Consider the following 13,513-nt stretch of genomic DNA (forward strand, 5'->3'; position numbering starts at 1 on the left):
AGGGAAGCGGAGGTGTTCACGCTTTCCGGAGAAGGTGTTCATTTTGACCGGAATATGCAACTCTCGAAGGGCTTAAAAAGGGTGTGGCTGATTCTCAGATGTCTGACGCAATGAAAGGTCTAGCAGAAATGCGTCTGGAGTTTGCAGACCAGTATATTGATGATGATTTAGGTATCAGTGGCCTTATACGACCGGGGCGTATGATCATTGTCGATCTTCGGGATGAGTTCATTGAAAAGGATGAAGCTCTTGGTTTGTTTGTAGTTCTCCTGCAGATATTCTCTGAAGCAAAATACCAAGGTGAAGCGTTCAACAAACTGATCGTATTTGACGAATGCCACAAATACATCGACAGTCCTGACCTTGTAAAAGGGCTGATAGAAGTTGTCCGGGAGATGCGCCATAAGGGCACCAGCGTTATGGTTGCCAGCCAGGACCCTCCTTCTGTTCCTGTTGAACTGATTGAATTGTCATCACAGATCGTTCTGCACAAATTCAATTCACCAGCCTGGTTGAAACATATTCAGAAGGCGAACTCGGCTCTTAATCAGCTAACACCCCAGAAGTTGGCGAACCTTCAACCGGGTGAGGCTTATGCCTGGTCAAGTAAGGCTTCTGATACTGAATTTACCAAACAGGCTATCAAGATTCGGTGCCGTCCTCGGGTGACTAAGCATGGGGGGGATACTTTAACAGCGGTATAACCCTTTGAGACTCGGGAAATTTTGATCAAAACAAAATTTCCCGATTTCTGATATACGCTATCAGAGAGTGGAACCTAAAAGAAATCCCGTGGAGAAACTTCTAAAGCTGTAGCAAGCTGATGTAACTGCTCAGAATTTGTTGGCGAATTTCGGCTTCAATTGTCGGTGAACATTAAAGTTTGATCAAAAAAAGTACATTTTTGGCTGCTTTTTAAGCAAAACAACAACAAAGTATGATCATTTCCGGAGGGGGGTATCGCAGCCACACTGCTTTTAATGACATTAAAGTTTGATAAAAATATTTTGTCATTTTAAGCCAGAGAGTTACGCCCCCTAAGGTGTAGTAATTCAGACCTAAATTAATTATTGGGTCCTTGCTCTCCTTCTACGATTCCAGACTCATCATTAGCTTGAGCCATATCTTCAAAGCTTGGCCTTTGAAACATCGTATTCGCCTGCAAGCGAGCTGTTTCATCGACACTCAAGAAATCAATCCTTCCATTTGGCAGAAGTCGTACAGCAAGTATACTTTCCCCAATAGAGTCAGCTATGTGGGAAGATATATGCATTTTCCCATCTTTCATGACTTGAGCTATATGATGCAAGCGTTCCTCAAACTCAGCTCTAGTTTGAGGAGTACTCATTTGCGTAAATTTAGGAAACATATCCAATCTCCTTACGGGGCTTCCACTATCCCAAGTGGCCTTCCATCTATTTGTAAAACCCAAGCCACTTGAAGGCCTTGAATCAACTTCAAGGCATTAGCCTTGATAGATAGATAGCAGCCTTCATGTTCTGGCCCTCCGCCTTGGCTTAAAGGATGCCTTCCCGAGCGCCAGTACGTCCGGTTTATATCTGCACTTGTAGCTCTTGTAAGTTTCATGAGTGTATCCGAAGGAAGTGCCGGCGTGAAACTTCCAAAAAATGATCCCGTTCCATCAACCCCCACACAGCAATCACACCAAGAGGCACCATCTAACGACGCTTGCTCCGTCGGAGAGAAACTTGCGAACTGTGGAAGTTTAGTAGCATGTACTTTATGATCATAAAAAAAAGCCGTTAATCTAAATAGCCTCCACTGACCTTCTATCCAAACTCGTTCAAGAAAATCCAGATATATATCATTTCCCCTTATGGGGATAATTTTACCATTCTGATTTTTCAAGGCTTCAACCCATGCTACAGATGGTGATGAAAAGTTTGAAATCCGAAAACGATCTACCCGAACAGGGTTGTATGGTCGGAATATTTGTTCAATACGCAGGAAAAATTCTTCGGAAACAATCGGGAACAATGCAACTTGCAATGCATAACTAATCTTTGCCATCCACCTTCCCAAAGGGTGTTCCATATTATCTCTGAAACCTTCCGCCAAAAGCCGCTCCACCTCAATATAAATATCTATCTCTAAAGGAGCGCACTCATCCTCAAGAACCTTTTTGGTATGTTCAACAAGCTCTTTTGTTGCTAGCCCCATCGCATCTAGTTTCCCCCATTGATATTCTGCGATTAGAGCCCACTCAGGGCATCCAGCCTTAGTCATAGCTGGGTCAACAACCTCAGTAGGTGAAGAAATTTTTCTGCGTAATTGATCCCTTATTTCAACAGCACCAGCTCCATTTTGCCGAACAGCCCGTTCTACAATTCGAAGCAACACGGTGAACCGCCCAATATGCTTACAAGAATGGAGAACTTCCTCAAAGTTCAAAGCAGGAGCAAGCTGATTCCAAAGCTTAATAGGATGCGATTGCGACAGGTGATCTAGAACTCCGCAGATAATATCAGGGCTGTTAGTGCTGTCCATTGCGAAGGCTTTTGGGCCTACTGTAGGAATGTATTCCGGGTGGCTTTCCAGAAGCCAAAGAAGCATTTCCGCAGATTTCTCTCGACGTAACCACTGTGGATGGTTGAGAGCATAAACCAATAGCTGAATAAGGCTTTCAGATACGCTGCCTTGGTATGAGTCCTCTAAGAACTCATATTCTTGACTCTTTTCATCACAACCGACAATGGTTTCAATATGCTCAATAGCCGTCTGAATCAAAGCTGCACGCTCTTCTCGAGTTGTAATACCGGCAAGCTGCCCAATCAGATGATCTGCTCGACGCCATCTCTCTGCATAGCGTTCGTTAAGAACTAAAGGGGCATATAGCTTAACAACAGTGTCTGCTGAATCACTCTTGTGGAGCAGTATATTTTTTGCTCTTGTTGCCCCAGAGGATAGATTTCCCCATATCGACCAGCCACCACGTTGAAGATGTTCAAGGGCTATACTCGCTTCTTTTTGCGCTGCTGTATTGTTACGACGAGAAAGAAGTCTTTCTGCTCTTAATACTGCTGCTTCTGACTGCTGGATAGAGTGTTGTGTACCAAATACACCAGGCAGCACCATTCCGTCTCTTGTTACTTCATTCTTTGCTTCGCTTTTGCCCTCAACGTAACCTGTTAATACCTCTTTTTGACTCTGGCCTGACACTGAGTGCTCGTCCAAAATGCCTTTAAACATCTCCAGCTTGTCGGTAGGTAGTTTTTCACGCAAATAAATAACAAACTCACTTCGTTGATGACTTGCAAGTTCAGTCTCAATGGCAAGCCTTAATCTACGAGTTATTTCTTTTAGGGCTACTTTATCTCCGTCAATTTTCTCTATTATTTGTGCATACAGTTCAGCAGTCGCACTAAGATGCCGTCGATCACCAAATTGATAGATCTCCAATAGCGCCCAACACAATGCCCAGTGGCCTGAAGGTATTGCATGCCTGAGAATGCGATGTATTGCCTCTTGTTCATCAAGAGCTCCGCCAGGAAAACGCATGCCTCTCAAGGGGGAAATCCGATCAATTTCACCTTCAGAAATTTCGGTAAGCATTTGCTCTGCGGTTCCACAGATTTGGCGTAAAAAATAGCTAACAGCTTTAGAGTAATCTCCTCGTTTACACAAAATCTCTAAAAGTTCGGCTTTGTCATATCGAACGTATCGCTGAAAGGTCATCTCACCGCTTGCAGCTTCGAGCAGGCTAGCAATTCGTGGTAGAACCCCAACCTCAAATGCTTCCCCTTCTGGTATCTGATCGATAGCACCAGTCATAAGGCTGAGCTGATCCTCCTTATACCAGTCTGGCCCCATTGATAAAGCCAAAACTGACTGGTATGTACGTTCGGCCTCTTCAGATGCACCCAGATGTACAAATAATGGTATTAAAGCCAACAACTCAGGAATTAGTTCATGCCGATTTTTGACATTTTTCAGGACAAATTCCTGCCAACGCAATAGAAGATTCCACGCAAGATCTTCAACCTTGTCGTCTAAAGGCTGATGCTTACAGACCCTATCCAAAACTGTAATTAATATTGCGCAAAAACCCTCAGAGTACAGACCATATTGGAATGGAAATCGCTCATTAAGAAACTCCAGCATATAGCCAATTTTTTCTGGAAAAACATCTGTAATTAAACAATTTAAATATCCATAAATATGTGGAAATACTGACTCTGGTAATGAGTAGCTATCACTCCACTCCACTCTCTGAGCTAACGTAATTCGTAACCGATTAAAAACTCTGCTTTCAAGTAAGACCCAAACTTGCTGCAGGCCTGCATCGTTCCCTTTATTTTTTGCTCGCCTTGCAGCACCGTCACACCAGGCAAGCGCTCTACAAATTAGATCAACACCATTCTGCCAGTTCTCATGAAGGAGTTCTTCTGTTTCCGGACAAGGTATGTTCTCGTTCAGCATAGACATGAGTCTCCACGGCGACATTCCTGCGTGAAGCTCACGCTCATCCATACCAACATTATCTGCTGAGATGAACTTTACAGGCTCCATCTGGCAATCCATCTTGTCTGTTATTAATGCCACAAGATCAACTGGAGCTCCTAAGGATATTATGGAATTAACTGTATCTAGTTGCGGCTTATATGGCTCTCCTTCAGCTTCATCAAGCAGTGTTCGCAAATCACAAAATACTTGTTTCAAAATATTCTGATCTGGTGTTAAGCCGAAATCAAAGCAATATTCCTGATAATTCGCAAGCGCCCGCATAAGTACGATTTCTTGCCTAGGTATTGGGTTCGGATTCATTTTTCGCAGCACTGCTAAAGGGGTGTACCGATTCCCCAAACATATTGAACTACCAAGAACCCAGCTATTCATTTCAGGTAAGATATGTCGTAAATCACTTTGTTTTTGGATGCTATTAGTGACGGCTTGCATGGACACATGATGAAACCGCATCAACATATCCATAGCATTCTCATCACCAGCTCTATATCTAAGAATCTTTTGCTGAATCTGAAATTCAAAAAGCTCCATAAAGTCTTCGACTTTTGGGTTTCTATCGCTGAGCCGTTTTTCTAGCACAACTTCAGTTTTATCTAAAAGCTTCAAGGCCTCATCGAGTTTTTTATCAACAATCAACTGATAGGCTATCCTTAAAGCCTCATGAACGGGGACAATTAGACGCCCGTAGCGTACTACATGCTGAATAGTTTCTTGTGTTTTTCCTAACGCCAGCAATGCATCAGCAACCAAATCGGCAGAAAGTGCAAACAGCGAGTCATAGCGAAACTGTAGTCGCTGAGCGAGCAACAGTAGTCTCACTACATCTATGAGTTTTCCTCTATGCGCAGCTGAATTAAGTGCTCCCTCTACATCACCGAGCAATACATCAGGCTCTACACCTAATGTTACGCATTGATCTGCCCACTCCTGATTGCAAGCAGAGACAACTAAAACTTCTTGTTCCTCTAATGACTTGAGCCCGTGATAAATGATATTCAGCTTTCCATAACGAGAGCCAGGGTTATTATGACAATACTGAGCCAAGCGTTGCTGAATATCAGGATCACGCAACTCTGTCTTCTCGATTAGATAATCAACAAAAGATGAGTGATAAATGGTCGTTTCATTACTCTCTAATAGTAGATGTTGAATCCGCTCAATCGTACTAACAAGAGTTACCCGCTCTGAATCTGTCAAAATCTCTGAAAATTGTTGTATGGTAATACCCCATCGCAAGCGCGCAATAATAGCTAAGAGATTTACAACCTCTGGGTCCACGCTGAGTTGAGACCATAGGCACTCGTAATAATTTCGGATGCTGCCATTAATCAATGGCAATGTATCAAGATGCTCATCTTCGGTTCCTTCGTTAACCAAATCAATAAGGTAACGCAGGTAAAGAGGATGACCCTGAGCTCTATCACAAATGATACTAATTGTTTCTGGACTATATCTGTTTGATAATAAAGCTCTAGCGCAATAATCGCGAACATCACTGCGCATCAATGATGGCATTGTGATACAGGCTTGGCTTCCTACTCTGCCCCCAATCAATGAAGAGAGTTTTGTATAGCTTGGCCCAGACATAACAAGCACTAAACCAGTCGGTATTTCTGTTGGGAAAAGCCCTATAAACTTTAAAAAAACGTCTTCTCCAAGCTTTGCAACTTCGTCCAAACCATCAACGAAGATTACTCCAGTCTTTCCTTGGGACGAATACATTCCCCCTAAGCTTTCAAGAAGCTTCGTTGTGTCTTTAATGAGCTCTGAATAGCTCTTAATAGAGATTCGGGCAGCCTTTCCTGTCAAGAGCGATGAGACTTGTGTGTTTAACCAATCGAAAAACACTTCAGGCTGAGCTAAATGCATTCCGTTCACACGATTCTTGCGAGAAGAAAAGCTGTAAGTAGCGAAGTAATCCAATTCAGGACTAAGAGGAAGGTAACTATCACAAAAAGTAGATTTGCCGATACCATGAGCACCTTCAATGAAGGCATATCCATTAGTCACACTAAGAACTAGGGAGTCAAACGATTCTATGAAGCTTTTTCTTGAAACAAGTTCTTCCCGATCACATAGTTCTTCCTTAGCTCCCTCTTCAATTGGAATGGCGTTCTCTCGTAAGAAAGCAGCCATTCTGCACACAGATACTGCGCCTAACGACAGATCAAGCTTAATGCGCAACAAACCTTGGCATACTCCACCACAAATAAGAGCTGCTCCTGAAATGCCTTTGTATTCAGAAAGAGCTGCCGGAGAATCAACATGGAGATCAACGTCCATTTTCAGCTTTAGCTCATCAAGTACTTGCGATACAGTACCCTCTAATCTGTGACTAACTGTTAATTTAGTTTCAGGAAATCCATATGAGACGAAACGCCTTCCTTCAACTGGTAAAGCCTCACTTAAAACAATTGGTGTAATATCAATATCTTCCGGAAGCTGCAGCACACAGACATCAAAATCTGTGTTATCTGCTAACACACTTGCAGTAGAGTCTTTATCAGCCCCATCAATGGAAAACCGCAAGTCGATTTGTGCTCCGTCATCAATAGCCTCATAAACACAATGACGTGCCGTAATCACTATCGATGGTGTAACTAACCAACCTGTCCCTGTTTCTTCACCACACTTAACCTTACAGGTAGCGTTTTTTATTTGAGCATCAATCATTTGTTAGTACTCTCCTTGATTTCTATCCAGTTTGTGGCGTTGTCATACACTGTGAAGGCTGTGCCACTCTTTGATTGATAGCTTCGAATATACTCTGCAGCCGGTGTTGGGTAATTAAGGTAAATTGTTCGAGGGAAAGGTGCTGATCGATCTACAATAGCGGCTAAGACTTCAATATCAGGATGTCCATGCTTTTTTCCATTGGATGATACGATGTACTTTGGGGCATCAACTAGCTGCAATAATTCTGGACTAGTGTTTCGAGAGCTTCCATGGTGGGAAATTTTAATTGCATCGAATATCATGGAGGTGCCCTGAGACTTGAGATCACGAAGCGCTTGAACAATATCTTCTGCCCAAGCATCAGCAAGCATAAGAACACGGGCGCCTCCAAGCTCAATTATGGTTGCAATAGAACTCCCATTCGTTGGAGAAGCATCAGGCTCATACATATCTTCAAGATCGATAAATCTATTAGCGGATATTTCTACTGGCTTTGTTACTGTACTTTTACCAGAGTATTCACACATAAACTCGAATGCGTCATCTATTACATCACCTGCCCCGAATGGACCCTCATAACCTAATCGTCGCAGTTCTTTCTTCCACCATTTTAAAAGGCTGTCTAGCCTTTTCTGGGTTGGTGCAAGCAGATTGACGCATCCATCAGGTAAAGTGAATACTGGTATGCTCTCTACAGAAATTCTTGTGGCTCCATCACCACCATTCCACAGATACTTTCCCTGATGGATTAGCGAAGCTAAGGAGTTCCCTTGGCGCGCACTGATCTCGGCTACATCATTTGCGGTAGCTGGGCGCCCTCGTCTAAGTACTGCATTCAACACCTCTTGATCTGATGGCTGGGCTTTCATGTCAACCTTAGCGGTCAAACTCCGTAAACTGTTATGCCAGATATTACCTATGGGAACAATTTTTGGAGAATCAGAAGAGCCGTTTAGAGATAGTAAACGAATAATGCCTGAAATATGGTCAGCATCGATATGAGTTGTGATTAGGAGATCTAGATGCTCCCCCCTACTTGACAGATCATGTAAATCATCTGAGATGTGCTTGTCAAAAGTTTGGGCATAGCCACCATCGACAAGTATATTTACCCCTTCCGAGCTGATTAAAAATGCATCGCCATTACCAGCAGGGTACATCTTCACTTTTAGCATTCAGGCCTCCTTTCTAATAGTTATACTACCACGACCTTCTGCATTACTTTTGATGTGAAAACCACTATCAGAGGATGATTTTGGCTCTACCGCTTATCTGCTCCTCTGTTCGCTTTACAGCTCTACCCAAGCCTGACACCCAAGCCACTTTATACTCTAATGATGTTCGAGCACGCTTGCCCTGCTTGCTCCCCTCTGAAGCTGTTTCTCTGTGAGGGTGCTTGGCAGAGGCCGTTGCTCCACAAAGACGGTTAATGACTTTGGAGTCCCAGATAACACCATTATCTGAGCAGGCCTGCATAATCTCCCGAAAGCTGTTTTTGGCATCGCTTTTGAAACCAAAAACCCTGGTGCTCAGGGTCTTCCGCCCACTGTTATATTGATTAATCAGTAAACGGGACAACTATCCTGACACAGGGGGGAGTCGAACCCACTGGATTTCAACGAATGATTTCAGTTCATACCAAACCTCCCACATTCTCAGGCTTCGCCTGTCGCAACCGGAATCGGTGGCCGGATGGCTCCGGAATACCCATGTAGGGAAGCAATAATCTCAAGTTTACAATCAATGGTCGGTTAGCCGGTCAACATTGCCGCATTTTCTATTTCTTCTAATTGCTCTTGTACAAAGCTAATGATGTGCTTTTTGGGAGCATCTTTCTTTATCTCTAAATCTGCTTTCAGCGAGCTTACAAGGTACAAAACCGATTTTAGTTTATTTTGAACATTCTGGATATCAAAAGCATGTTCAAAAACATCTAATTCATCCCACGCCAGATCAATATAATGAAAAAGTGAATTAACATCCTTATGACCTGTGAATTTTGCAATTTTAGTCAGGATCGTCCTATAGTCACTATCTGTCATTATTTGACGAGACTTTAGAGGATTTTTATCCATGAATGATACTAGATGTAATTTAACCATATTGGTGATAAAGCGATGTCTGAACATACTTTGGCAGTTTTTTTGAGATATTCCGGCTTTTTTTGTCAGTCGGAAAAACTCTTGATAAGCAGCATCAGGTTTTACCTTTTTCCCAGTCTCTGAGTTTAAATAAATCACATCATCGGCATGCTCGGCACAGGAAAGAATGCCATATCGAACAAGCCTTTCAATTAATTTTTTTCGATGAATATCAATAAATACTTCAATGCGGATTATAGTGGCACGATCCATAGGTATAAGGCGGACAAATTTTTTTCTTTTTAAAGTTGGCACAAGAATATTACCCTTTTCTAAGTGAGGTCGATTATTTGTAACACAGATATTAATTAATTCTTGAGGGCGCATACCAGTGGCAGCAAGAAGAGTCAGTTGAAGCTCTCTACGTTTATGCATATATTCTATATGATCTTTTTGCTCCTCAATTGAAAAAAACGATTGTAATCGGCGATTAACCTTAGCGTATGCTTTATTCTCAGCTAAAGTATCCCAAAGCAATTTTATGACTGTTTCTGAAACAGGTTTTTTCGGGCACCTAGTAGAGCTTGGTAATTTTGTAGGAAAATATTGATAAAGAACAGCATGCCCTTTCTCTGTTATACGACGTCCCTCTCTTAGTTTTATCTGATGTCTCTTCTCAAAAGTATCTATACCAATAATGTTCTTGTTAGGAAAATAATTACTTTGAAGCCACTTTAAAAAAATAACAACACTTGATAGTATGGACTTTATTGTATTATTATTTCTTCTTCTGTTGTTACCTGTCTCATCCTTTTCATTTGCTAAAACAGATACAAATTTATCTATATCAAAAGTTGTTAACTCCCAAAACTCTTTAGATTCTGAATAGCAAAACCTTACCAAGTGAGTGATTTGAGATGCATAAACTCCTACAGTACCACCATCAGACTTGCTAATTTTAACTTCTTCAGATTTGTCAATTAAAAACATTTCAACGAAAATACACGGTACTCCATTAGGCCATAAAAATGAGAAAAAACCTTGAGAAATTTCTTGCCCAACAATAATTTCATCTGTAGTTAAATTAAAGTTTATTATTTTTGGATACTGGACATCTTCAATTAATTTGTAGAGCTTTTTCATATTTCATCATTTGTTTTTAACAAGGTTTAAACCAAAGTAAGAAGCATAAAGCTTCTTATGCTTCTGATAATCATTTTGACACTGTGGACTATTGACTAAAGCATCTAGCGTAATTTTATTTAACTCATTATATGCTCTTAATAAAACAGCACGCATTCGCTCTGCTTCCTCCAGTTTAGATTGAATATCAATTACTTTTTCTTCCTGTCGTTGCTTTTTTTTCGCAGGGAGAGAATTAGGTCTTTTTGTCTTAAGCTGTATACGTATTTTATTAATTGATTCAAATCCTCCATCGATATATAAGTTTGAATATTTTTTAAAAGTATTCAATGTCATCGGGTGTATATTATCCGATGCTCTCTCAATTAAAGAAAGAGATGACTGGGTTCTACATTTAGATATCAGCCAATGATAATTATCACACCCTTCCTCTAATGCTTTGGTCATTTCATTAAATAAGGCGATAACTGATTTAGCATTTTTATCTTTAGTCATGAGTCTGCATCCCTTAACCGGAAGGCAACTTCTGTATTTATCTCTTCATCAAGACTATCTATTCCAAAAACTTCTATTTTATAGATACCCTTAGCTATTGCAAGATTAATCCAGTCTTTTAGGTCATCTTCTGGAACTTCAGAAATATTATTAACGTTAAAATGATTGCAGACATCATCATTAAGAGACTCTATATTTTTCATTTCAGGTAAAGAACTTCCTTCATAAAATAGCCTTATCTGTTGATACGCATATTCAGACTCTACTTCGATCATTTCTTCTCCTGGAATATTAGCTTCAATATATTTCAAAACATGATCAGGGTCTTTATGGCCTGCAATCCAGCGGCAGGCATCTAATGAAGAAAATTTAAAGGTCCAGAAGAAAGTCAATAGAAAGGATTTTCTAAGTTCATGAACGTTAACATACCACCGCCTTCCATATTCATCAGGCTCTAATTCAATATAGTCACAGAAAACAGCCATCAAATTATGAATATCCTGCGCACTTTTTACCGAGCCCTCTCTGTAGCTACCAGTCAAGTTTATACCATACAACAAGTATTCTGACTCTTTTTTATTAACGTTTTTTACTATCTTCTGAGATATGTCATTAAATCTTTGCAATAGCTGTATTGCTTTTGCAGATATTTTGGGTATAGGCTTTTCTGTTGAAGGAAGAATTCCATTCTTTCCTGATTTTTCCAACTGTTGGGATATCCAAAAGCCATCACCATCCTTAAAAAAAAGACAATCGTACTTTAAAGCTGATAGCTCTCCTGCTCTGATAGGCTTTAATCCTGCAATGATTACTAAACATGCGCCCAGTAAAACCTTTAACACCTCATGTACAGAGGGGTTTTTTCTTAAATTTTGAACTCGTGTTTTTACTCCGCTATGTTTTTTTTGCCCTAACTTTGAAATATTAAAATTTTTGAGTTTATCTGGAATCATCGAAGTTATAATGGCACACCTGATCGGAAAGAAATTTCGATCTGTTCTGTAACCATCAATTTTAATTAACTCTGTAGATAACTCATCATAGAAATTTAAAAGATCTTCACCATAATTAACAATGAAACCAATTGACCTATTTAATAGCTTTAAAGAGATAGGAAGTGGTATCCATGGTGTCACATTTCCATAGTCGCACTCCTTATTAATCAAATTAAATAATTTTTTTGTTTGTATCACTTCTGGTTTTGGTAGCTTTGATGGGAACATTTGCTTTAGTTTCATGAAGTCGACAAGACAGCTCAAAGCACCTGACGATAAAGATTCTCCATATGTTTTATCTATTGTATCTGACATTAAAGATGTCTTATGGGAAGGCAGTTCGTTCTTTAGATGAAGTGGGAGTAGTAGCTTGTCATTGACAGAAAGAACTTCTGGCTCAAACTGTCGTAGAAATAGAGTGCAGCTACTGGGTTTGAGCTCTTGTTTTGATATATTAAATAAGTCTCTAATCTTTACCCTATCTATAACATGTACACCATAATTGTTTTTTTTATAACAGCAATTTATTTCAAAAAACTCAATGATAGAATCTTTCTCTATCTTTGTTAGAGAAAATATGTCTTTGTTAGAAATAGAGCATCTTGAAATACTATTTATCTTGTTAATAATCCTCTCTCCTGTCTTAAGTACTGAAAAAGACCCTCCTTTAGCTGCATCCTTGATAAAACTTTCTAGATAGTTGTTGGTTAACTTTGAAAAACCAAAAGATGACGGATTGAATACTTCTTTATGCAAATACATCCATGAAATAAACATCAATAATGGAGAACACATGGTAAACAACCCAGTTAGATTTGATTTACCATTTAAATATGGTGATTCATAAGTTATAAAAACCAGCTTTTGGACTAACTCTAAAAACTCTCTATTATTTTTGTCAGTCAAAAGAGTTTCGTCAGGTAAGATCCTATCCCATCTTACATTATGTGTATATTTATAGCTAAAAGGGTGAGTGCTTGCATCATCAAAATCTCCATTCTTCTTGATATATTTTTTTATAGTTTTGGGTGTTTTCATAATCCATATATCAGCATGAATATCTGTCAATAACCAATCTGCCTTGAAATCACCTTCATATACTTGTATAGCTCTATCATAATTTGCCAAAAACTGTGTTACTGAGCTAACATCAGTAATGGAGGAATTTACTTCAAGAGTTATTTCTTTCATACTACTACCTTTCTGCTTATCATAAGATCTGTCCAATTGACATTTGGAAGCATTGAATTAGCTTGATTAAAGGCTCTTTCATGCGACTGTCTGATTTTTGGGTCAGGACTGGTTGGCAAAATCTTCACGAGGTGACTTCCTAAAGAAATTATCGCCATTGGTGATATACCTGTTTTTTTACCCTCTTTTTTGAGCATATTTACATCAAAACCACAATTCATGGCAGATGCTCTATAAAGATATACGGCTGTTAACGCCTGTTCAGATATTGAAGCTATCATTTGACCAGATGTTGCAGAAGCTGAGTTTGATTTTTTATAATGATCTTTTAGATAATCAACTAACGGGTTCTTTGATTTGCTATTTAAGGAAATAATATCTTCAATGAACTTATGTACTTCATTTGTAACTGCTCAAAATTGACTGGCAAATCAACCTCTACAGGTC

At 39.9% G+C, this 13,513-nt stretch carries 8 protein-coding genes; 1 reads left to right on the forward strand and 7 read right to left on the reverse strand.

The genetic code is table 11. From position 1 onward, the window contains the following. Window positions 1–110: 110 nt before the first annotated feature. Complete coding sequence (locus NX722_RS18230; protein WP_262564279.1) at window positions 111–704, forward strand: hypothetical protein; 594 nt, start codon at window positions 111–113, stop codon at window positions 702–704. A gap of 359 nt (window positions 705–1,063) precedes the next feature. Here NX722_RS18230 and avs1c read toward each other — a convergent pair whose 3' ends face one another. The 7 genes from avs1c to NX722_RS18265 form a co-directional block, all read right to left on the reverse strand. Next, on the reverse strand, window positions 1,064–1,369 hold the full coding sequence (gene avs1c / locus NX722_RS18235; RefSeq protein ID WP_262564280.1) for an AVAST type 1 anti-phage system protein Avs1c: 306 nt from the start codon (window positions 1,367–1,369) through the stop codon (window positions 1,064–1,066). Window positions 1,370–1,380: 11 nt separating this feature from the next. Beyond that, entirely contained in the window at window positions 1,381–7,158 is a 5,778-nt protein-coding gene (gene avs1b, locus NX722_RS18240; protein WP_262564281.1) for an AVAST type 1 anti-phage system protease Avs1b, read from the reverse strand. Continuing rightward, complete coding sequence (gene avs1a / locus NX722_RS18245) at window positions 7,155–8,336, reverse strand: AVAST type 1 anti-phage system MBL fold metallo-hydrolase Avs1a (protein ID WP_262564282.1); 1,182 nt, start codon at window positions 8,334–8,336, stop codon at window positions 7,155–7,157. The genes avs1b and avs1a overlap by 4 nt, the downstream gene beginning before the upstream one ends. 576 nt (window positions 8,337–8,912) lie before the next feature. Continuing rightward, on the reverse strand, window positions 8,913–10,385 hold the full coding sequence (locus NX722_RS18250) for a site-specific integrase (RefSeq protein ID WP_262564283.1): 1,473 nt from the start codon (window positions 10,383–10,385) through the stop codon (window positions 8,913–8,915). Window positions 10,386–10,391: 6 nt separating this feature from the next. Beyond that, the gene (locus NX722_RS18255; RefSeq protein WP_262564284.1) at window positions 10,392–10,880 is read right to left on the reverse strand and encodes a hypothetical protein; all 489 of its coding nucleotides are present in this window, start codon (window positions 10,878–10,880) and stop codon (window positions 10,392–10,394) included. Next, entirely contained in the window at window positions 10,877–13,066 is a 2,190-nt protein-coding gene (locus tag NX722_RS18260) for a hypothetical protein (RefSeq protein ID WP_262564285.1), read from the reverse strand. The genes NX722_RS18255 and NX722_RS18260 overlap by 4 nt, the downstream gene beginning before the upstream one ends. Continuing rightward, complete coding sequence (locus NX722_RS18265) at window positions 13,063–13,347, reverse strand: hypothetical protein (RefSeq protein WP_262564287.1); 285 nt, start codon at window positions 13,345–13,347, stop codon at window positions 13,063–13,065. The genes NX722_RS18260 and NX722_RS18265 overlap by 4 nt, the downstream gene beginning before the upstream one ends. Window positions 13,348–13,513: the final 166 nt, after the last annotated feature.

This window comes from Endozoicomonas gorgoniicola, from assembly GCF_025562715.2.
GTDB lineage: Bacteria > Pseudomonadota > Gammaproteobacteria > Pseudomonadales > Endozoicomonadaceae > Endozoicomonas_A > Endozoicomonas_A gorgoniicola.

What these genes read in the sequence shown, in the direction of transcription:
- NX722_RS18230 (WP_262564279.1), top strand. Translation starts at nt 111, where the DNA reads ATGAAAGGTCTAGCAGAAATGCGTCTGGAGTTTGCAGACCAGTATATT.
- NX722_RS18250 (WP_262564283.1), bottom strand. Translation starts at nt 10,385, where the DNA reads ATGAAAAAGCTCTACAAATTAATTGAAGATGTCCAGTATCCAAAAATA.
- NX722_RS18265 (WP_262564287.1), bottom strand. Translation starts at nt 13,347, where the DNA reads ATGATAGCTTCAATATCTGAACAGGCGTTAACAGCCGTATATCTTTAT.
- NX722_RS18255 (WP_262564284.1), bottom strand. Translation starts at nt 10,880, where the DNA reads ATGACTAAAGATAAAAATGCTAAATCAGTTATCGCCTTATTTAATGAA.
- avs1c (WP_262564280.1), bottom strand. Translation starts at nt 1,369, where the DNA reads ATGTTTCCTAAATTTACGCAAATGAGTACTCCTCAAACTAGAGCTGAG.
- NX722_RS18260 (WP_262564285.1), bottom strand. Translation starts at nt 13,066, where the DNA reads ATGAAAGAAATAACTCTTGAAGTAAATTCCTCCATTACTGATGTTAGC.
- avs1a (WP_262564282.1), bottom strand. Translation starts at nt 8,336, where the DNA reads ATGCTAAAAGTGAAGATGTACCCTGCTGGTAATGGCGATGCATTTTTA.
- avs1b (WP_262564281.1), bottom strand. Translation starts at nt 7,158, where the DNA reads ATGATTGATGCTCAAATAAAAAACGCTACCTGTAAGGTTAAGTGTGGT.